This is a genomic window from Kordiimonas lipolytica, from assembly GCF_001550065.1.
This window is the reverse complement of record NZ_LRUB01000006.1, coordinates 33,054-53,241: the sequence shown is the minus strand read 5'-3', so window position 1 is coordinate 53,241 and position 20,188 is coordinate 33,054. Positions and strand designations below refer to the sequence as shown.

The following is a 20,188-nucleotide window of genomic DNA, read 5'->3' as shown; positions in this document are numbered from 1 at the left end:
TGAAGCCAGTACCGGCGGACAGAAGAATTGGAGAATAAAGCATGGCTCGCGTTACCGTTGAGGATTGCGTTGATAAAGTAACCAACCGGTTTGATCTGGTGCTCGCTGCTGCACAGCGTTCCCGTCAAATCTCTTCCGGTGCTCCGCTTGAGGTTGAGCGCGACAACGACAAGAACGCCGTTGTGTCCCTGCGCGAGATCGCGGAAGAAAAAGTCGTGGCTGATGACCTGATGGAATCAGTGATCCACGGCCTCAGGAAAGTAGTAGAATCCGACGAGCCGGAAGAAGTGGATATGTCCATTCTGATGGCCGGTATGGAAGATGGCGACGCGAAGAAAGACAGCGCGGAATAAGCCTTTTCCAAAAACGGAATACCCAAAAAGCCCGGCCACATGGTCGGGCTTTTTTTATGGTTGCTTTACCGATGTTGGCTAAGGCTGAATAAGGGCTGGATTAATCCGCCAGAACCATTATTTCTGTCTATTCGGTGTTGTGTAAAAGACGAAGTGAGAAGAACGCGTGATCCGTCAGTTTGAGCTTGTTGAGAAGGTCAGGGCCTACGACAAGAATGTCGATGAAGCCTTGCTTAACAGGGCCTATGTGTTTGCAATGAAAGCACATGGCACGCAGACACGCGCGTCCGGGGACCCGTATTTTTCGCATCCGCTGGAGGTTGCGGGCATCCTGACGGACATGAAGCTGGACGGCAATACCATCGCCACAGCACTTCTCCATGACGTTGTTGAAGACACGGTCGCCACCATCGAAGAGATCGAAGAGCTCTTCGGCCCCAAGGTTGCTGAACTGGTTGACGGGGTGACCAAACTCTCGAAAATCGAGATGCAGACCGAAAGCCTCAGGCAGGCGGAAAACTTCCGTAAATTCCTGCTGGCCATGTCGAACGATATCCGCGTGCTTCTGGTGAAGCTGGCCGACCGGCTGCACAATATGCGCACGCTTTTCTACATCAAAAAGCCTGAAAAACGGCGTCGTATCTCGCTTGAGACGTTGGAAATCTATGCGCCGCTGGCCGAGCGGATCGGTATGCATGAGTTGAAGGACGAGCTTGAGCATCTGTCGTTCCAGCATCTTGACCCGGAAGCGATGGAATCAATCAATGCCCGCCTGCATTATCTGATTGAGGAAAGCCCGGACCTTGAAAAAGACATGGTCGAGGCCCTGAGCAACCTGATGAAGGATAAGGGCATCGAGGCCAAGGTCAGCGGACGGATAAAGCGACCATATTCCATCTGGCGCAAGATGGAGCGCCAGAATATCACCTTCGAGCAGTTGTCTGATGTCATGGCGTTCCGTGTGAAGGTGGATGACGTTGAGGAATGCTACAGGGCGCTTGGGGTTGTGCACCAGACGTTCCCGATGGTGCCGGGCCGCTTCAAGGACTATATCTCCACCCCGAAACGAAATTTCTACCGGTCTATCCACACCACGGTGATCGGCCCGCAGAATTACCGGCTGGAAATCCAGATACGCACCCACAAGATGCATGAGCAGGCTGAAATCGGTGTGGCCGCGCACTGGCAGTACAAGCAGGGCGCCGAACAGGTTGAGGGTTCACAGTACCGCTGGGTGCGTGAACTTCTGGAAATTCTGGAACATACGAATGATCCCGAGGAGTTCCTTGAGCACACCAAGCTTGAGATGTTCCAGGACAAGGTGTTCTGTTTCACGCCGAAAGGGGAGTTGGTTTCCCTGCCGCGCGGTTCATCCACGGTGGATTTCGCCTATGCGGTGCACACGGAAGTGGGCGACCACTGCGTTGGCGCTAAGGTCAATGGCCGGATGGTGCCGCTTAGGCACCAGTTGCAGAACGGTGACCAGGTTCAGATTCTGACGTCCAAAGGCCAGTCGCCATCGCCGCGCTGGGACAGCTTCGTGATCACCGGCAAGGCACGGTCTGCCATCCGCCGCCACGTCAAGCACAAGCGCAAGGTGGAATACGGCCAGCTTGGCCACACGCTGATTGAAAAAGCCTGTCGCCGCAATGGCCTTGATTTCTCTGACCGGGTGATCGAACAGGCGGCCAAGGTGCTGAATCTTGATGACGCGAACATGCTCTATGCGCTGGTGGGGCAGGGCACGCTGACGGAAGAGGAAATCCTGCGCGCGGCATTCCCCGGCTTCAAGGAAGATGCCCGCGGCGAAGGCCTGCCGGAAGTTCACCACGACTGGGAGGAAACGGGCGGCAATGCAGTGCCCATTTCCGGTATTAACCAGGAATCCGCCATTCATTTTGCTGAATGCTGCCACCCCGTACGCGGGGACCGGATCGTGGGTATTCGCGTTCCGGGCAAGGGAGCGGAAATCCATACCATCGATTGCAGTACGCTGAGCCACTATGATGACCACCCGGACCTTTGGCTGGACCTACGCTGGGAAGACGGCGAGGGCGACGGTGCCTTCTACACGGGCCGTCTTCGCCTTGAAGTGGTCAACGAACGCGGCGCGCTTGCAAGCATTGCTGCAACGGTTTCCAAGGGTGGCGGTAATATCTCGAACCTCGAGATCCCGGATCGCGACCCGGAATTTTATGTGATGGTTGTGGATGTGGAAGTGCGCGATGTGAAACATCTCAATGACATTAGCCGTGCGCTTCGGGTCAGCCGTGTAATCAGCCGCGTGGACCGGGTAATCGGATAAGGCTGTCATTTCGCCGCATAAAGCCTGAAATTGCTTGACCTTCGGCCACGCGCGCACTATCCGCGCTATAGCTATTTTTACATTCGCCGGAAACAGGAGCTTGAGCCATGGACCAGGAAGCGGTTTTGAACGAATTTCGCGCGGCGGACGCGCTTCTTGAAGGCCATTTCAAACTGTCCTCCGGGCTCCACAGTTCTGTCTATCTGCAGTGCGCACGGGTGTTGATGAACCCTGAGCGTGCGGGCCGCCTGTGTGCCGCTTTCGCTGAAAAGCTGAAAGCCACAGGGGTAGAGATCGACCTGGTTGTCAGCCCGGCAATGGGGGGCGTGATCGTGGGCTATGAAGTCGCCCGCCAACTGGGTGTGAACAGCATCTTCTGTGAACGCGTTGAAGGCGAGTTCAAGTTTCGCCGGTTCGACCTGCCACAGGGCGCGCGTATCCTGATGATGGAGGACATTATCACCACTGGCCTGTCGTCCCGCGAATGTATTGAAACCATTAACGCTGCTGGTGGTAATGTTGTGGCTGCTGGCTGTCTGATCAACCGCTCTGGCGGTCGGGCTGACGTTGGCGCGCCGATCACGGCGCTGGCAACCATCGACGCACCAACTTATAAGCCGGAAGACCTGCCGGAAGAGTTGAAAGCCATCCCTGCCGTCAAGCCGGGTAGTCGTGGCCTGAAATCATAACTGCCTTTCGGGGCATAGAGAAAGTAGACCGACATGCTGTTTCGGCGCCGCCATCAATTGCCGTGGTGGAAGAAGCTCCTGGGCTGGCTCTGGCCGCGCTCGGGGCTCAAGCGCGCCGGTCAGTATCTTTGGCACCGCATTGCGCGCCTGCCGGGCACGCCGCATAGCATTGCAGCCGGGGTGGCGTCTGGCGCGGCTGTTTCTTTCACGCCGTTCCTTGGCCTCCATTTCCTCATGGGGTTTGCCGTTGCCTGGCTTGTCAGGGGCAATTTGCTGGCATCGGCGATCGGGACAGCAATTGGCAATCCCTGGACATTCCCGTTCATTTTTGCGCTGACCGGGCAGGTAGGCGGCCTGATCCTGGGGGATGCCGTGGTTGCCGAAATCCCGGCCTGGAACTGGGATGCGCTGCTGGGTGATCCGGTTACCTATCTCTCTGCTTTCCTGCCGGTCGTGTTTCCGTTACTTGTAGGGGGCGTGCCGGTGGCAATCGTTGTGTGGCTTCTTTTCTATTTTTCTTTTAAAGGGCTGCTGACGGGCTATCATGCCGCAAGACTAAACAGACGACAGGCAAAGAAGTCGCGGTAGGCGACGCAGAGGCATCAAATGAGTAACAAGAGCAGACTTCGTCTCGGGGTCAATATTGACCATGTGGCAACCATTCGTAACGCCCGCGGTATCCGCCACCCGGACCCGGTGCGCGCGGCAGGCCTTGCGGTTCTGGCAGGCGCGGACGGTATTACCGCGCACCTGCGCGAAGATCGCCGGCATATTTCGGATGAAGATATCGCCACACTCTCTGACGTATTGTCCGTGCCGCTCAATCTGGAAATAGCGGCCACGGAAGAGATGCTGGAGATCGCGCTTCGCCATAAGCCACATGCCGTCTGCCTGGTGCCCGAAAAACGCCAGGAACTGACGACAGAAGGCGGGCTGGATGTCGCTGGCCAACACAACCGGCTGAAACACTATGTGAACGAACTGAACAAGGCCGGTTGCAGGGTAAGCCTGTTTATCGACCCGGATGAAACACAGCTGGACGCTGCCGTATCACTTGGTGCGCCAGTAACAGAACTGCATACTGGCGCATACTGTGAGCTCACTGGAGAACCACAAGCCGAAGAGCTTGAGCGCATCCGCCGTGCGGTTGCCTATGGCGCGGCCAAAGGGCTTGAGATACACGCAGGGCACGGCCTGTCGTATGATACTGTCAAGCCCATTGCAGCAATTCCGGAGCTGGTGGAACTGAATATCGGCCACTTCCTGATCGGGGAAGCCATCTTCCACGGCCTTGAAGCCTCCATTAAGGAAATGCGCCGCCTGATGGACGAAGCCCGCGCGTAAAAAGAGATATATGAGTATTCAAAAGACCATCGCAGACTATACCTTCACCAGTCCCAGCCTTCTTGAAGAAGCGCTGACACACCCTTCGCTGTCTGGATCGCACAATTATCAGCGGCTTGAATTCCTGGGGGACCGGGTTTTAGGGCTTTCTGTTGCGACGCTCCTTCTTGAGGCGTTCCCAGGCGAGGCGGAAGGCAAGCTGAACCGCCGCTTCACAGCGCTTGTGCGCCGGGAAACGCTGGCTGAGATGTCGCGCACCCTTGGCCTTGCTGATGCACTGAAGGTGACGCCGGGCGCGGAAGCCGAAGGCACGCGCACCAAGGAAGCCGTTCAGGCGGACGTCACTGAAGCCGTGATCGGCGCCATGTATCTGGATGGCGGGTTTGAGGTGGCGGACAAATTCATTCGCAAGCACTGGGCGCCCCTGATGAAGGAAGGCCCCAGTGTGCACAAGGATCACAAGACCCAGCTTCAGGAATGGTGTCAGGCCCGAAGCCTGCCGCTGCCATTCTACAAAACGGTGGATCGGTCAGGGCCTGACCACAGCCCGGTTTTCACCATTGAAGCCACAGTCGAGAACAAAGGATCGGCGACAGCGCAGGGCAGTGCCAAGCGCCAGGCCGAACAAGCCGCCGCAGCAGAGCTGCTGGCGACGCTTACAGGAGAAAGATAATGGCCGAAACGGCTACACCAGGAACCCGCTGTGGGTTCGTTGCCCTGATCGGTGCACCGAACGCGGGTAAATCCACCCTGCTTAATGCCATGGTTGGCGCCAAGGTGGCGATTGTGACCCATAAGGTGCAAACCACGCGCACGCGCATCACAGGCATCGCAATGCAAGAAGACTTGGGCGCCCAGCTGGTGTTTATTGACACACCGGGCATTTTCCAGCCCAAGCGCCGGCTTGACCGCGCCATGGTCAACGCCGCCTGGAAGGGCAGCGAGGACGCTGAGGAAACTGTTCTGCTGATTGACGCCAAGAAGGGCCTCAATGAAGAAGTAGAGAAGATCATCGAGGCGCTTAAAAAGGCAGGCCGCACCGTGCATCTGGCGATCAACAAGATCGATACGGTCAAACGTGACAGCCTCCTCGCGCTCGCGCAGGAGCTCAGCGAGACCGGCGTGTTCGATGAGATTTTCATGATCTCGGCCATCAATGGCGACGGCGTGGCTGACCTGAAGAAGTTTTTGGCCAAACGCGCGCCTGTGGGCCCGTGGATGTACCCGGAAGACCAGGTGGCGGACGTAACCATGCGTATCCTGGCCGCTGAAGTAACGCGCGAAAAGGTGTTCCTGCGGCTGCATGACGAACTGCCTTACGCCACCACGGTTGAGACCGAAAAATGGGAAGAGCGCAAGGACGGCAGCGTGCGGATTGAGCAGGTCATCCACGTACAGCGCGAAACCCAGAAGGGTATCGTGATCGGCAAGGGCGGTACCATGCTCAAGACGCTGGGCCAGATGGCGCGCGAAGAGCTTGAAGAGATGTTCGGCCGCAAGGTGCATCTGTTCCTGCATGTGCGCGTGACCGAACGCTGGGCCGAAGACCGCACCATGTATCAGGACATGGGCCTCGATTTCGTCGAATAGGGCGGCTAAAAGTGACGCGCTGGAAATTTACAAACATAGTGGCAAAAGTTTTCGTGCTTGTTGCCATCTTTGCAATTCCAATATTTGTGTTCGCGGATTCCTTTGATCTAAAAATGTCGGCTTTTGTGCCCCTGTTTCTTGTAATGATGGTGGGCAACATCAATTACATGACTTGGCGGTGTAGAGCATGCAGTTGTCGGCCAATGACTTACAATAGAATTACCAGCCGTGTATTCCCGCCGACGAAATGCCCAAAATGTGGGGTAGACTTAACAGAAACTAGTTCGATATAGAGGCATCGCGTGGAATGGCAGGATGAAGGTATTGTTCTTTCGGCAAACCGCTTTGGCGAGCATGACGCGCTTCTGGAGTTGATGACCCGCTCCCACGGTCGTGCGCGCGGCTATGTGAAGGCGGGGATGAGCCGCCGGAACAAAGCCAACCTGCAGGTGGGCAACCGCCTTTCCGTTTCCTGGCGCGCGCGGCTGGAGACCAACCTGGGCCGTTTCACGCACGAGCTGATCCACAGCCCCTTGGGCCTCATGATGGGCGACGGCAACCGCATCTCCGCGCTTTCCGCCATTACCGCCGTGGTGGCCAGCACCATGCCGGAACGCGAACCCCATGAAGGCTTGTTCGAACGACTTGAAGCTGTTGTTGCGCTTCTGGAAGAATCTGACGGCGATATCGCGCTGTGGGCCGGGGCGCTGGCGAAGCTTGAGCTCGCGATCCTGAAGGAACTCGGCTATGGGCTTGACCTTTCCCAGTGCGCAGGTACCGGCACCACGGAAAACCTGCGCTATGTCTCGCCCAAAACCGGGCGGGCGGTCAGCCTGGAGGCAGGCGGGCCCTATAAAGGCAAGCTGCTGCCACTGCCTGCCTTCATGACCGAAGGCCAGCTTGCAGACGCCAGCATGCACGACGCGCTCGACGCGCTCAGGACCACCGGATACTTCCTTGATCGCTTTGTCTGGGTCGTCAGCGGCAAGGGCATGCCGCCCGCGCGTGACCGGTTCCTATCAACGCTTAGCCGCTTGGCCGTCTCTCAATCGTCACCCTGAACTTGGTTCAGGGTCCATAGCGTCAGTTGCACTAGGCACTGCGGCGCCAGGCATTTTATGGATGCTGAAACAAGTTCAGCATGACAGTCATATCACCATCGTCAAATTTTGCTGTGGATAACCACAATATCTTGTGGAAACGCGCGATGTGCTTGATATAGTCGTGCCCATGACGACAAATCCTGAGTTCACAGAGAATATCATCGAGGCCCCGTTCGCAGATGCATTGAGCGAACGCTACCTCGCATACGCCCTTTCCACCATCATGTCCCGGTCGCTGCCGGACGTGCGCGATGGCCTTAAGCCCGTGCACAGGCGGCTTCTCTATGCCATGCGGCTTCTGAAGCTGGACCCAAAGACCGGTTACAAGAAATGTGCCCGCGTGGTTGGTGACGTGATCGGTAAATACCACCCGCACGGCGACCAGGCGGTCTATGATGCCATGGTGCGTCTGGCGCAGGACTTTTCCGTGCGCTTCCCGCTGGTGGACGGGCAGGGCAACTTCGGCAACATTGACGGCGATAACGCGGCGGCGATGCGGTACACCGAAGCCCGTCTGACCGAAGTCGCCGCCGTTCTGATGGAAGGGCTGGAAGAAGACGCAGTCGACTTCCGCGAAACCTATGATGGCGAAGACGAAGAACCGATCGTCTTCCCGGGCAGTTTCCCGAACCTCTTGGCGAACGGCTCATCCGGTATTGCCGTGGGTATGGCCACCAATATCCCGCCGCATAATGTGGGCGAATTGGTTGACGGGCTGCAGCTTCTTATTGAAGCGCGCCGCAATCCGGCCCGCGAAGTGACGGTATCTGACCTTCTTGACCGTATTCCAGGCCCGGATTTTCCAACTGGCGGCCAGGTGGTCGAGAACCGGGAAACCATCCTGCACGCTTACGAGACCGGCCGGGGCAGCCTGCGGGTTCGCGCCCGCTGGGAAAAGGAAGAACTGCCGCGCGGCCTCTATAACATCGTGATCACGGAAATTCCGTATCAGGTGCAGAAATCCAAGCTGATTGAAAAGATCGCAGAGCTGATCGGCGACAAAAAGCTGCCGATCCTGACAGACGTTCGCGACGAATCCGCCGAAGACCTGCGCATCGTACTGGAGCCCAAGAACCGCACGGTGGACGAGAAGGTTCTGATGGAGAGCCTGTTCAAGTTCACCGAGCTTGAAACGCGCTTCTCGCTCAATATGAATGTGATCGGGCTCGACAACCGTCCGCGCGTTCAGTCGCTCAAGGAAATACTGGACAGTTTCCTCGATCACCAGATCGACGTGCTCTTGAGGCGCAACCGCTTCCGGCTTGAGAAGATCGAGCGCCGCTTGGAAATCCTCTCCGGCTATCTGATTGCCTACCTCAATCTGGATGAAGTGATCCGCATCATCCGGGAAGAGGATGACGCCAAGGCAAGCCTGATGAGCACCTTCAAGCTGACGGATAACCAGGCCGAAGCCATCCTGAACATGCGCCTGCGGGCGCTCAGGAAGCTCGAGGAAATGGAAATCCGCACCGAGCACGCCAAGCTTGAGGAAGAAAAATCCAAGATCCTGGCCCTGCTGGGCAGCGAAGAGCTCCAGTGGATCGCGGTTGGCGACAAACTCAGCGATATCAAAGAGCGTTTCGGTCCCGAAACAGACCTTGGCAAGCGCCGGACCCGCTTTGGCGATGCGCCGGTGGCAGAGGTCGTACCGCTTGAAGCCATGATCGAGAAAGAACCGATCACGGTTGTCTGCTCCAAGCGCGGTTGGATCAGGGCGCTCAAGGGCCATGTGAAGCCAGAGGAAGAGCTGAAATACAAGGAAGGCGATGAGGAGCGGTTCCGCTTCCATGCTCAGACGACTGACAAGATCTTCCTGTTTGCCACCAACGGCAAGATATTCACGCTGGGGGCTGACAAGCTGCCGGGTGGGCGCGGCAACGGTGAACCCGTGCGCCTGATGGTGGATATGGAAGCCAATGACGAGATTGTCTCCATCCTGCCGTATCAGCCTGGTGGCAAGCTGTTTGTTGCTTCCTCCATCGGCAAGGGCTTCATTGCTGAAGCCGATAACGCCGTGGCCATGAAAAAAGGCGGCAAGCAGCTGCTGAACGTCAAGGGCGACACGGTGGGCACCCACTGTATTCCGGTAGACGGAGACAGCGTCGCCGTAATCGGCGAAAATCGCAAGCTGCTGGTATTTGATGTCGAGGAAGTACCGACACTTGCGCGCGGGCAGGGTGTGACGCTGCAGCGTTACAAGGATGGCGGCATGGCTGACGTGATGATCTTCCACAAGGAAGAGGGCCTGACCTGGCCAATGGGTGGCAACAGCGACCGCTGGCGTACGGAAACAGAGCTCGCACCATGGACAGGCAAACGTGGTAATGCCGGCCGCCTGCCACCAATGGGCTTCCCACGGAGCAATAAGTTCCGATAAGGTAACGCCTCACATACAAGCCAGTCGTTTAATGGGGGAAACGATGCGTGCTTTAAAGTTCCGCGAGTTCGACGATGTCGGGCTCGTGCCATTCGAAAAACTTCTGCCATATCTGCGCGGCGGCTTTGCCACACCGGAGCAATTGCCGGCCATCTTTCGCCATCGGCGCAGGGGCAAGCTTAGTAAAGACCAAGCGGTTCAAGCAGACCTGGTGGGGGCGCCTCGCTTGAAACCTGCGCCTGGCGATACCTTTGTTTATGGCGGCGTGCTGCACTGGCATTTCGGGCACCTGATCGCCGAGTTCGTCCACCGGCTTTGGGTCCTGCGAGAGCCTGGCCTGGAAAACGCCACCGTCTTATTTGTCGGCAAAAAGCATGTGCCGCAGGTATTTCGTGACTGCATGGCTTACTTCGGTGTTAGCAAGTGGCAAGTTGTGGATAGTCCCTGCATCATTGAGCGGCTTGTAATCGCAGAGCAGGGCAAATCGATCGGTGAGACGCCGCACCCGCAGTATGAAGCGTTCCTCGGAAGCCTCGCGCAGGAAAACCGGCTGGATGATCTGGAAACAGAAAGGCGCTTCGCTGTCCTGAGGGGCCACCTGCCAGACCGCCGGTTCCTGGGGGAGGCTGATTTCGAGCGCTTTCTTGAGGGGGAAGGCTATGTGCCGTTCAGGCCGGAAAAGCATGACCTCCGCAGTCAGCTTGCAACTTTCCTGCAGGCGGAAGAAATCGTAATGTCTGATGGAAGCGCCTGCCATTTATTCGACCTGCTGCCGCGCACGGACGCGCGTGTTGCTTTGATTTCAAGGGCTCGCCGGACGGACTGGAAGGCCCGGGACGCAAAGGCTGTCGTCAATTCAATTGAAGCAAAATGCAGGGAACTGGAGGTGTTTGACGATACCAGCCATGTGGCATCCCCGACAAGGGACGGGCGACAGAGGCCTTTGGGACTTCGCTATGTGCCGCTGGACCGCTTGATCGACTTCCTCAAGCATCACCGATTTCTGCGCGAAGACGCCCGAATGACGGAACAGCCTGACATGATTGCTGATCTACAGTCATATGCAGCCCTTCATCTAAGGGATCAGATACGGGACGTGGACAATACTGATGAGCTTGTGGCCTTCCTAGTCAGCCGCCTTCATGAAAATACACTAGAGAACGAGCGCCTGAAGACAGCCATCGCAAAGCGCCGTGGCCTTTGTGGGCTGGCGAGAAGAATTCTGGGCTGATCGATTGACCGAGCAGGCTTTCGGATTAACTCAAAGGATAAGACTGCCAGAGACCAGAAGGGGGAATGATCATGGAACAAATCAGACAGAACTTGCGGGTGTGGTATGACTTCGTTGCAGACGAGGATGAGAAAGCGCTCAGCGACATGCTGGCTGACGAGGTGGTGTTTCATTCGCCTGTGGTGCACACGCCGCAAGTAGGTAAGGCCATCACCTTCATGTATCTATCTGCCGCGGGTAAGGTGCTTGGAAACGATGACTTCAAATATGTAGGCGAATATCTGACCGACAACGGCGCGGTGCTGGAGTTCAACACACAGATCGACGGTATCCAGATTGACGGGATCGACATGATCACTTGGAACGATGACGGTAAAATCACCGAATTCAAGGTCATGGTCCGGCCGCTCAAGGCCGTTAACAAGCTCCATGAAATGATGAAGGCCATGCTGGAAAAAGCAATGGCCGGCAGTGCCGCCTAACAGGTAGGCGACGTCACGGTGCCTGTGATACTTGGTGGGCTAGACGGAACAACCGTGCCGCCGTCGAGCAGATAGCGCGTTTCTTTCCAGCCGGAAAGCTCCTGCGTAAGGGGATCCCGTTCCCACAAGGTGAAGCCGAAAGCATTTTGCCAGTCAACCGTTGCAGCCAGGTTTGGGCCAAAGGTTGACGGCGAATATTGCGGCACTTTAAAGGCGCAGGGGCTTGCCTGCATTGGCGGTGTCAGCACCACCCCGCTGTTTCCGGAAACATATTGCATGGGCCTGATCCATGATTGGGATTTTGACCCGGTGCCGAAAAACAGCACACGTTCCAGGTTATGGATGTGCCCGGCGATCATGGTTCTGAGCGAACAGGGCAGGTTGCTGTCTGCCCAGCATGGCGTGCCCTGGCTGAAGGACTTAAGCGCAGCCGTTAGGTCTTGTTCCAGATTGGCCTCCAGCGCTGAAACCGGGGAATAGGGGTTGATGCCCCAGATGGGGCGGTGCCCGGTCCACCAGGCGCTGTTGGTAGCGGCGGTATCGCCCAGCATGGTCGTGAAATTGGCCACCTGCTTGGATGAAGGCGTGTCGGTTGAGCTGTCCATCACGATGATGCGGTGCGGTGCCCTCAAGGTGCCACCCCCAATAACACCAACATCAAAGTACCAAGGTGGCTGATACGCGGTCGGGTCAGGCGTGGATTCTGTGCTGTCGGCGGGGCAGGACAAGGAGTTTGCCGCGTCATGGTGCTGCAGGAAGTAGAACCAGCCGGTCCCCCAGGGGGCGTCAACGGGTGTGGGGTTGTCATACCCGCAGGCTTCATGGTTGCCGCGCACCATCACCCAGGGGCTTGTCAGCAACAGGTTGCGGGCAGGATAGAAGAATTCCTCATACCAATATTTCCAGCTGTCGCTGTGGCCTTTGTGGCTGTAACGGTAATCCCCCACATGCAGGACAAAGTCTGGTGTTTGGGCAGCGGCGGCGTCCGACAGCGTTCCAAACGGCCAAGTGGCGCTGGAGGTGCAGGACTGCTGGCTGTTATCGCGGCAGCCGGTGTCGCCCACAGTTACCATCTGTATCTGTCCACCGTTCCTGCGGCCTACGGCGTGCAAGGTAGGGAATGATACATATGGGCCAGCAGCGCCATCAGGCAGCCACAAGGGCGCCTTCTTCCCGCCGGTGGTCAGGGCGATGGTGTTCCATTTAGGGTCAACCGGGGCCTCACATACCGTCACGGGGAACTTGCTTGGGACATCGTTTTGTCGGGCCTTCAAGGCGGGTATGGGGGCAGTGGCATCGCCGAAGACCTGAAGGCTATAACTGTCGCAGGCTGTCTGGCCACCGGTGCCTGCCAGTGCAACCCGAACCAGGCCGGTCAGGTCTCCCTGTTTGGAGCCGTTACCAGTAATCTGGGTCCAGGCTGCCATGACGCTGCCGTCAGGGGCGCTCAATGGTGATGGCCCTATTTGGCCACTGGCAGGAGCTGCAATGGACGTGGAGAGAATAAAGGCGGCAGAAAGGGCGCGGATGGTCATGTGGTATATTCCCGAAAAATGGTGTGATGATCAGGGACTGGGAACAGACAAGTGATGATCTGGAAATACACCAATAAGCATATATATTAAAGCTTTTGTTTGTTTTTCAAGAAAAAGGGCGCAACCAGCGCCCTTCACTCGTGTTTTTCCAGTATCCGGCTGTTAGCGCCGGAAGTGGAAGAAATTCAGTTTATTGCCGTCCAGGTCCCGGAAGTATCCCGCGTAAAATGGGCTGTCATCATTGTCGCGCGGTCGTGGACCGGGGGTGCCTTCACATGTCGCACCAAGCTCAATCGCCTTGGCATACATTTTGTCAACGGTTTCCCGGTCTGGCGCTGCGATGGCGATCATCACACCGTTGCCGACGGTTGCGCCGTTGCCGTCATCCGGCTTGGCAATGCAGAACATGGGGCCGCCTGCGGACCAGCCTTTGAAACCGTCACTGTCCCACGCGCGTGCGTCCACGCCCATTTCAGCAAAAAGGGCGTCATAGAAGGCAGCAGCCCGCGCCATATCGTTTGTGCCAACAGTTGAATATCCGATCATTGTCTTGTCCCTCACATATATCGATAGGCTTGATATAGGGCGGGGTAGCGCGGTCGGTAGCTTCAAAAACGAATAGCAGGCTTTCGGCGGCGTGCGGTGTCAGTTGATACCATTTGCCGTGAGGAAGCCGAGGATCTTGTCCCCGCTGACCAGTCCGGCCTCGCGGGCGACTTCCCGACCGTTCTTGAACAGCACGAGCATACCGGTGCCCTGATATCCGTGCGCCTGGATGAAGCTGGTATCGCGGTCGAAATCGACCCTGACGGCACGGATTTCTGGTGCGCGGCCTGTTTCATGAAGTTCTTCGAAAGCGCGGTGCTGCAACAGGCATGTTGGACACCAGCTGGCGTAGATTTCCACCAGTACCGGCTCACCGCTGGCCATCAGTTCTTCGAAACGCGCAGGGCTGTATTCTTCCCAGCCTGGCAGGATCGGGTCAGCGGACCGCAGGTTCATGTAGATGAGCGCGCTGCCAAGAATGACGGCGATAACGCCAGTGACGCCTAACATGGCCCAAAGCTTGTTGAGTTTCGCTTTCATAAGAGATGCCTATCAGGGTTAGCCGCCGAACAGCTTGTTGGGAAGCCAGGTAACGATTTCAGGCTCGAACGCGATTACAATCAGCGCCAATACCTGGATGATCACGAAGGGAATAACGCCCCTGTATATGGCGGTTGTCGGCACGCTTTCAGGTACAACGCCGCGCAGGTAAAAGAGCGCAAAGCCGAAGGGCGGCGTGAGGAAGCTGGTCTGCAGGTTCATTGCCATCAGAACACCAAGCCAGATCGGGCCATAGGTGCCGTCCATGGCCAACAGTGCAGGGGCGACGACAGGCACAACGACAAAGGTGATTTCGATGAAATCAAGGAAGAAGCCTAGAACGAACATCAGCACCATCACGAGAAGGATGGCGGTAAACTGGCCGCCTGGCAGGCCGTGCAGCATGTTCTCGATGATTTCGTCCCCGCCAAGGCCCCGGAACACCAGCGAGAAGAGCGCGGCACCGATGAGGATACCATAGATCATGCTGGTGATACGAACGGTGGAGCGCATCACTTCGCCGAGCACACCGGTCTTGTGGGTGCGCAGGAGCGCGGCGCACAGGCCTGCGGTGAACACCAGCGTCAGCACAATCGCAAGATAATAGGCAACCTTGTCGGCCGTTGGCACCACCTCGCGCGCCATACGGAGGTCAGCATAATTCGCGATGGCAAGCAGCCCAAGAAGGGCGATCAGCGTGGCGATCACGATCATGCGCATTCGGGCCTGCAGCCGTGCAGCCCCCAGAAGGATCGCGCCAATCGCGCCAACGGATGCTGCCTCGGTCGGCGTAGCGATGCCTGTCAGGATGGACCCCAGCACGGCCACAATTAGGATAAGAGGCGGCAGAAGCGCCAGCAACAGGCGGCCGTAAAAGCCCGCATCCAGCTTTTCGCCTTCTTTGGCCGGAATGGCAGGGCTGGCGGACGGCCTGACAATGGCAATAAAGACCTGATACAGGATATAGAGCCCGACCAGCATCAGCCCTGGCACCAGGGCGCCAGCGAACAGCTCGCCTGCGCTCATGGGCGTGGGGGAGAATATCCCCTGATTAAGCTGTGCCTGCTGCCAGGCGCTTGAGAGCACGTCGGCGAGAAGGATCAGCACGATGGACGGCGGAATGATTTGCCCAAGCGTACCGGCGGCGGCGATAGACCCTGTGGCGAGCGACGGGTTATAGCCGCGCTTCAGCATGGTTGGCAGGCTCAAGAGGCCCATGGTCACGACCGTCGCGCCCACGATGCCAGTGGAAGCCGCCAGAAGCGCCCCTACAATGGTCACGGAAATCCCCAGGCCACCGCGCAAGGGGCCGAACAGCCGCCCCATGTTCTCGAGCAAGTCTTCAGCAACATTGGATTTTTCCAGCATCACGCCCATGGCGACAAAAAGCGGCACGGCGAACAAAAGCTCGTTCCGCACCACATTGCCAAACAGGCGGTTGGGCAGGATTTCGAGGAACGTGGCATCCAGCGCGCCTGTGCCGATGCCGATCAGGCCAAAGAGAAGCCCCGTGCCCCCAAGGGTGAAAGCAACTGGGAAGCCAGAGATCAAAAGGCCGACAAGGACCAGAAACATGGATGCGGTAAGGACAACAGACATATCCATGGCTTAGTCCTTTCGCGCCAGTTTGCCGCCGAAGCGCATCAGGTCGGCAACCGCATGCAGCGAAAGCGTCAGCGCGAACAACAGTAGTGTCGACTTGAGGATATAGACGAACGGCAGGCCTGAGGCCTCAACGCTGGTTTCCTTGATGGCCCAGCTGTCCATCACATAAGGCAGGGCCGAGATCCAGAACAGCACAAGAAACGGTACCAAGAGGAACAGGGTGCCGCAGAAGTTGACAATGGCCTGGCCGCGTTCGCTCATACGACTATAGAAGATATCCACGCGCACATGACCGTCCTTGACGGCGGTATAACCTGCGCCGCCCAGGAACATCATGGCGTTGATATATTGCAGGCTTTCCTGAAGCTGAATGCTGCCGGTCGCGAATACATAGACCATCAGCACCACAGCAAACTGAATAAGCACAAGCGCCAGCGGCAGGACCGCAAGCACATGGCCGCTCTTTTCCTGGAATGCGTCAAGCGCAGCAACAAGCCTGGCCGTCATTGCGGAACTATTCCTCAATCAGGCTGCGGGCGTGGGCAAAGGCCTGCTCCGAAATTGCACCCCAGCGGATACCGCTCTTGCGCGCTGTCTCAAAGCTTTCATAGACGCGGGCAGTGATGGCATCAGCCTTGGCGGCGTCTGCCAGCACGGTTGCGGAAATCGCGCCCAGCTCCCGAAGGATATCATCGCTGAAGCGCTTCAGCTTCACACCGTGGTCGTTGATCAGCGTTTCGAGCGCCCGGGCGTTGCCGGCAGTGAATTCGGAATACATGATGTCATTTTCGGCGGCGCTGGCCGCGCGGATGATTTCCTGCTCTTGCGGGGTCATGTCTTCCCACAGTTCCTTGTTCAGGCCGAGTGAGAGTGTCGTGCCAGGCTCGTGAATGCCTGGGTAGTAATAGTTTTTCACAATGGAATGGAAGCCGAACGCAAGGTCGTTCCATGGGCCGATCCACTCTGTTGCGTCGATATTGCCCTGGCTGAGTGCCTGGAAAATTTCACCGCCCTGTTTGGTGACAGGCGTGGCGCCCACGCGTTTGAGCACCTCGCCGCCAAGCCCAGGCATGCGAATCCGAAGGCCCTGGAAATCTTCGAGGCTGTTGATGTCTTTCTGGAACCAGCCGCCCATCTGGACGCCTGTGTTACCTGCGAGGAACGGTTTGATGCCAAAGCTGCCCGAGAGTTCGTCCCACAGTTCCTGGCCGCCTTCGAAACGCACCCAGGCGTTCATCTCAGAGGCAGTCATCCCCATGGGGACCGCAGCGAAGAAGTTGAAGGCCGGGGATTTGCCTTGCCAATAATATTCGGCAGCATGATACATATCCGCTTTGCCCTGGCTAACGGCGTCGAAGCCGCCCAGCGCACCGACAAGTTCACCGGCCGCATAGACCTTGACCTTGATGCTGCCGCCCGACAGCGCCTCAATGCGCTTGGCCAGGCGCTCGGCACCGGTGCCGAGGCCCGGGAAGTTCTTTGGCCAGCTTGTCACCATCTTGAGCTGGCGCTGTTTGCTGACGATGGCGGGGGCACCGCCTGCGCCTGGTTGCGGGCCACTGTCGCAGGCCGCCACCACGGCGGCTGCGCCCACAAGGCCCGCGCCGCGCAACAGATTGCGGCGGTTCAGCACTGTGTCGCTGCTGGTCGAAGCCGTGTTCTTTGTTTTGCCTTTTGCTGGCTGGTTTTTGGCACCGAAACGCACGAGAAACTCCCCCTTACAAAAATCCCTGGCGACCATTGGTTGGGCGCCGGCGGTCAGTATAGAGCGCCCGCCATGGAGGGCAAGCCCAGTTGGTGGTCAAATCATTGGGAGGACAGGGAAAAGAGGCTTATTTTTCAAGCTCGTCGTCGGCCAGCTCATACCAGCCGTTCTGGCCCAGGCGCTCAAGCGGCCTGAAGCGTCCCTTATAGTTCATTTTCGGGCTGTTTTTCACCCAGTAGCCCAGATAGACATGGGGGTGATTCGCAGCTCGCGCCCGGTTGATATGATCCAGGATCAGATGCGTGCCCAGGCTGCGGTTCGGCTCAGACGTGTCGAAAAAGCTGTAGATCATTGAATAACCGTCAGACAGCTCGTCTGTCAGCGCCACGGCCATCAGCTTGTTGTCGATCGCCCGGCGATATTCGATCAGGATTGTCGGCACGGGGCTGGTTTCCACCATGTCGCGGTATTCGTCCGCTGTCATGTCCGCCATGGTTCCGTCCGAATGACGGGTGTTCAGGTAAGCCTGCAGCAGGTCATATTGCTCGTCGGTCACAAGGGGCGGGCGAATTTCGGACTTGAGGTCAGCATTGGTTCGCGCGACCCGGCGGTGTGACCGCGACAGGCGGAAGTCTTTGGCCCGGACACGAACGGAAACGCATTCCGAGCATCCCTCGCAGGCAGGGCGATACACCACTGACTGGCTACGGCGGAACCCCACGCGCCCAAGCGCTTCATTCAGCGCTGCGGCATCTGGCCCCCTGAGTTCGGTGAAAACTTTACGTTCCGTCTTGCCGTCAAGGTAGGGGCACGGCGAGGGTGCCGTGACATAAAACTTTGGAAATTGAAGGCCTTGGTCGGTCATCGCAACATGACATCCTTTCTACAGGAGGTCATAATACCATGGAACAAACAGCGTAAAGGTTAACCAGACCACAAAAATTAGTGGTGTGCCCACGCGCATGAAGTCGATGAAGCGGTAATGGCCCGGTGCCATGACCAGAAGGTTGGTCTGATAGCTCATCGGTGTTGCGAAGCTGCAGTTTGCGCCGAAGATAACCGCCAGCAGGAACGGCATGGCCGGAACGCCCAACTCGTGCGCCACGGAAACCGCAATCGGCGTAAACAGGACGGCGGTCGCATTGTTCGAGAGAACATTGGTCAGCACCGCCACCAGCAGGAAGAAGCCGGAAAGGATAACCCAGACAGGGGCGCCCATCAGTGCTTCGATCATCGTGTGCGCCAGCCAGGAAGCACCACCTGTGGCCTGCATGGCTGTACCAAGGGCGAGGGCCGCGCCGACAATGGTGAAAACGCGGCGATCAATGGCCCGCGATGCCTGCCGGACGTTGAGGCAGCGGGTGATCATCATCAGCGTTGCACCCATCAGCGCGGAAACCACAATCGGAAAAATCTCCAAAGCGGCAGTCGCTACAACCGCGCCAAAGATGGCGAGCGCCCGCCACGCGAATTCCTGCATCGGCACATCGCTGGCGGAACTTTCCATCAGCATCACATCGCGGTTGTCGCGAAGGGCCAGAACATTGGTGCGGCTGCCCATGATCAGAAGCACATCGCCAGCTTCCAGCCTGAGGGCGGAGAGGGCGGCACGGATCATGCGGCTGCGACGCTGCACGCCAAGTACCGAACACCCGGTTTCGGCACGGAAACCAGTTTGGGCAAGCGTCCGTCCGTCCATGCGTGATGCCGGCGCGATCACAGCTTCTGCGATGACACGCCGTTCACCCGCCTTGTCGTCCACATCTTCGCCTTCGGCGGAGGAGACCAGTTCGGGGGAGGCGTTCAGAAGTTCCGTCATGACAGAGCGCGTCGCGGCCACCAGCACGATGTCACCAGTCTGAAGGGTGATGTCATCATAGGGCGGCAATAGCTTTTCCGTGCCGCGCTGGATCATCCGCACCGTGACTTCCTTGAGTCCCGGGAACATGCCAGCCACGGCACGTTGGCCCACAAGGCCGTTGTCGGGCGTCAGCTCCATTTGGAACAGGAACTGTTTGCCGCCGCCGCTGGCCATGCGTTTGGCGAGGCTTGCGCGGTCAACCAGAAGGCGCGGCGCGATCAGGATGACATAAAGGAACCCGACAGAGGCCAGAACCGCCCCCGGAACGGTGAAATCGAAAAAGCCGATGGTGTCGCCACCGGTCTGTTCAAAGGCGCCGATTGCAAGAAGGTTGGTCGATGAGCCGATCTTGGTCATGTTCCCGCCCAGGATGGCGGCAAAACTGAGCGGCATCATAACCATGGCGGACTTTTTGCCCATGCGGTCAGCAAGGGCCGCCAGGATCGGAATGAAGATCACGACAACTGGCGTATTGTTCATGATTGCTGAAATCAGCATCACGATAATCAGGCAGGCCAGGATAACAAGGCCCGGATAATTCTTGCCCCACCTGACCATCAATCGCGCCGGGCTGTTGAGAGCACCGGTCTGGACCAGGCCCTGGCCCGTTACCAGAAGTGCCATGATGGTGATCAGGGCAGGGTCAGCAAAGCCCTGCAACAGATCACGTGTGGTAACAAGGGACCTGCCGCTCGTGTCCACAAGCGGCAGGACTTCGAAAACGAAAAGCAGCATCGCAATTGTCGCGATGGAGGAAATTTCAAGCGGGATACGGTCATAGGCATAGGCGACAATCGCACCTAGGACGATGGCAAACGTCAGCCACATCTGGATGGTTGGTTCAATTAATTCCATAAGAGTACCAAGTACCTATGCTCTATTGTTACTGGATGCCCGGCAATGGGCAGCCCCCCTTTTGAAA

The 20,188-nt window shown here is 57.7% G+C and carries 19 protein-coding genes; 11 read left to right on the top strand and 8 right to left on the bottom strand.

Annotated features, from left to right (window positions below):
* Positions 1-41 precede the first annotated feature (41 nt).
* The 11 genes from rpoZ to KORM41_RS03120 all read left to right on the top strand — a co-directional run bounded on the left by rpoZ (position 42) and on the right by KORM41_RS03120 (position 11,474).
* Positions 42-353 carry a DNA-directed RNA polymerase subunit omega gene (rpoZ, locus tag KORM41_RS22460; protein ID WP_068144395.1) on the top strand — a complete coding sequence of 104 codons (312 nt, stop codon included), beginning with the start codon at positions 42-44 and terminating at the stop codon, positions 351-353.
* A 166-nt stretch (positions 354-519) separates the two neighbouring features.
* Positions 520-2,658 carry a RelA/SpoT family protein gene (locus KORM41_RS03165; RefSeq protein ID WP_068144392.1) on the top strand — a complete coding sequence of 713 codons (2,139 nt, stop codon included), beginning with the start codon at positions 520-522 and terminating at the stop codon, positions 2,656-2,658.
* Positions 2,659-2,765: 107 nt separating this feature from the next.
* A complete protein-coding gene (gene pyrE / locus KORM41_RS03160) occupies positions 2,766-3,347 on the top strand; it encodes an orotate phosphoribosyltransferase (protein ID WP_068144389.1) in 582 nt (193 codons plus the stop codon).
* 33 nt (positions 3,348-3,380) lie between these two features.
* Positions 3,381-3,935 (top strand): DUF2062 domain-containing protein, encoded by a 555-nt coding sequence (locus tag KORM41_RS03155; RefSeq protein ID WP_068144385.1) that lies wholly within the window; start codon positions 3,381-3,383, stop codon positions 3,933-3,935.
* An 18-nt stretch (positions 3,936-3,953) separates the two neighbouring features.
* Positions 3,954-4,691, top strand: a complete 738-nt coding sequence (locus KORM41_RS03150) for a pyridoxine 5'-phosphate synthase (RefSeq protein WP_068144382.1) — start codon at positions 3,954-3,956, stop codon at positions 4,689-4,691.
* 10 nt (positions 4,692-4,701) lie between these two features.
* Positions 4,702-5,364 carry a ribonuclease III gene (gene rnc, locus KORM41_RS03145; protein WP_068144379.1) on the top strand — a complete coding sequence of 221 codons (663 nt, stop codon included), beginning with the start codon at positions 4,702-4,704 and terminating at the stop codon, positions 5,362-5,364.
* Positions 5,364-6,281, top strand: a complete 918-nt coding sequence (gene era, locus KORM41_RS03140; protein WP_068144375.1) for a GTPase Era — start codon at positions 5,364-5,366, stop codon at positions 6,279-6,281. Before rnc ends, era begins: the two co-directional genes overlap by 1 nt.
* Positions 6,282-6,583: 302 nt before the next feature.
* The gene (gene recO, locus KORM41_RS03135) at positions 6,584-7,342 is read left to right on the top strand and encodes a DNA repair protein RecO (protein ID WP_068144371.1); all 759 of its coding nucleotides are present in this window, start codon (positions 6,584-6,586) and stop codon (positions 7,340-7,342) included.
* Between the two features lie 169 nt (positions 7,343-7,511).
* Complete coding sequence (gene parC / locus KORM41_RS03130) at positions 7,512-9,761, top strand: DNA topoisomerase IV subunit A (protein ID WP_068144367.1); 2,250 nt, start codon at positions 7,512-7,514, stop codon at positions 9,759-9,761.
* A 43-nt stretch (positions 9,762-9,804) separates the two neighbouring features.
* Entirely contained in the window at positions 9,805-10,992 is a 1,188-nt protein-coding gene (locus KORM41_RS03125) for a glycosyltransferase 61 family protein (protein ID WP_068144364.1), read from the top strand.
* Positions 10,993-11,063: 71 nt separating this feature from the next.
* Positions 11,064-11,474, top strand: a complete 411-nt coding sequence (locus tag KORM41_RS03120; RefSeq protein ID WP_068144362.1) for a nuclear transport factor 2 family protein — start codon at positions 11,064-11,066, stop codon at positions 11,472-11,474.
* On the opposite strand, the gene KORM41_RS03115 is transcribed toward KORM41_RS03120, so the two are convergent.
* The 8 genes from KORM41_RS03115 to KORM41_RS03080 form a co-directional block, all read right to left on the bottom strand.
* Complete coding sequence (locus tag KORM41_RS03115) at positions 11,471-12,925, bottom strand: metallophosphoesterase (protein ID WP_231727114.1); 1,455 nt, start codon at positions 12,923-12,925, stop codon at positions 11,471-11,473. The genes KORM41_RS03120 and KORM41_RS03115 overlap by 4 nt on opposite strands.
* Positions 12,926-13,171: 246 nt before the next feature.
* Positions 13,172-13,555, bottom strand: coding sequence for a VOC family protein (locus KORM41_RS03110; RefSeq protein ID WP_068144358.1), 384 nt, complete (start codon positions 13,553-13,555; stop codon positions 13,172-13,174).
* Positions 13,556-13,654: 99 nt separating this feature from the next.
* Positions 13,655-14,095 carry a thioredoxin family protein gene (locus tag KORM41_RS03105; protein ID WP_068144355.1) on the bottom strand — a complete coding sequence of 147 codons (441 nt, stop codon included), beginning with the start codon at positions 14,093-14,095 and terminating at the stop codon, positions 13,655-13,657.
* 18 nt (positions 14,096-14,113) lie between these two features.
* On the bottom strand, positions 14,114-15,700 hold the full coding sequence (locus KORM41_RS03100; RefSeq protein WP_068144352.1) for a TRAP transporter large permease: 1,587 nt from the start codon (positions 15,698-15,700) through the stop codon (positions 14,114-14,116).
* Positions 15,701-15,703: 3 nt separating this feature from the next.
* Complete coding sequence (locus tag KORM41_RS03095; protein ID WP_068144350.1) at positions 15,704-16,207, bottom strand: TRAP transporter small permease subunit; 504 nt, start codon at positions 16,205-16,207, stop codon at positions 15,704-15,706.
* Between the two features lie 7 nt (positions 16,208-16,214).
* Positions 16,215-17,330 (bottom strand): TRAP transporter substrate-binding protein, encoded by a 1,116-nt coding sequence (locus KORM41_RS03090; protein WP_068144735.1) that lies wholly within the window; start codon positions 17,328-17,330, stop codon positions 16,215-16,217.
* Between the two features lie 202 nt (positions 17,331-17,532).
* Positions 17,533-18,270 (bottom strand): arginyltransferase, encoded by a 738-nt coding sequence (locus tag KORM41_RS03085; RefSeq protein WP_068144347.1) that lies wholly within the window; start codon positions 18,268-18,270, stop codon positions 17,533-17,535.
* 18 nt (positions 18,271-18,288) lie between these two features.
* Entirely contained in the window at positions 18,289-20,121 is a 1,833-nt protein-coding gene (locus tag KORM41_RS03080; protein WP_068144346.1) for an SLC13 family permease, read from the bottom strand.
* Positions 20,122-20,188 lie beyond the last annotated feature (67 nt).

Excerpts from the sequence above, each read along its gene's own strand:
- rpoZ (WP_068144395.1), top strand. The coding sequence starts at position 42 with ATGGCTCGCGTTACCGTTGAGGATTGCGTTGATAAAGTAACCAACCGG.
- pyrE (WP_068144389.1), top strand. The coding sequence starts at position 2,766 with ATGGACCAGGAAGCGGTTTTGAACGAATTTCGCGCGGCGGACGCGCTT.
- KORM41_RS03155 (WP_068144385.1), top strand. The coding sequence starts at position 3,381 with ATGCTGTTTCGGCGCCGCCATCAATTGCCGTGGTGGAAGAAGCTCCTG.
- KORM41_RS03150 (WP_068144382.1), top strand. The coding sequence starts at position 3,954 with ATGAGTAACAAGAGCAGACTTCGTCTCGGGGTCAATATTGACCATGTG.
- rnc (WP_068144379.1), top strand. The coding sequence starts at position 4,702 with ATGAGTATTCAAAAGACCATCGCAGACTATACCTTCACCAGTCCCAGC.
- era (WP_068144375.1), top strand. The coding sequence starts at position 5,364 with ATGGCCGAAACGGCTACACCAGGAACCCGCTGTGGGTTCGTTGCCCTG.
- parC (WP_068144367.1), top strand. The coding sequence starts at position 7,512 with ATGACGACAAATCCTGAGTTCACAGAGAATATCATCGAGGCCCCGTTC.
- KORM41_RS03125 (WP_068144364.1), top strand. The coding sequence starts at position 9,805 with ATGCGTGCTTTAAAGTTCCGCGAGTTCGACGATGTCGGGCTCGTGCCA.
- KORM41_RS03120 (WP_068144362.1), top strand. The coding sequence starts at position 11,064 with ATGGAACAAATCAGACAGAACTTGCGGGTGTGGTATGACTTCGTTGCA.
- KORM41_RS03110 (WP_068144358.1), bottom strand. The coding sequence starts at position 13,555 with ATGATCGGATATTCAACTGTTGGCACAAACGATATGGCGCGGGCTGCT.
- KORM41_RS03105 (WP_068144355.1), bottom strand. The coding sequence starts at position 14,095 with ATGAAAGCGAAACTCAACAAGCTTTGGGCCATGTTAGGCGTCACTGGC.
- KORM41_RS03100 (WP_068144352.1), bottom strand. The coding sequence starts at position 15,700 with ATGGATATGTCTGTTGTCCTTACCGCATCCATGTTTCTGGTCCTTGTC.
- KORM41_RS03095 (WP_068144350.1), bottom strand. The coding sequence starts at position 16,207 with ATGACGGCCAGGCTTGTTGCTGCGCTTGACGCATTCCAGGAAAAGAGC.
- KORM41_RS03085 (WP_068144347.1), bottom strand. The coding sequence starts at position 18,270 with ATGACCGACCAAGGCCTTCAATTTCCAAAGTTTTATGTCACGGCACCC.
- KORM41_RS03080 (WP_068144346.1), bottom strand. The coding sequence starts at position 20,121 with ATGGAATTAATTGAACCAACCATCCAGATGTGGCTGACGTTTGCCATC.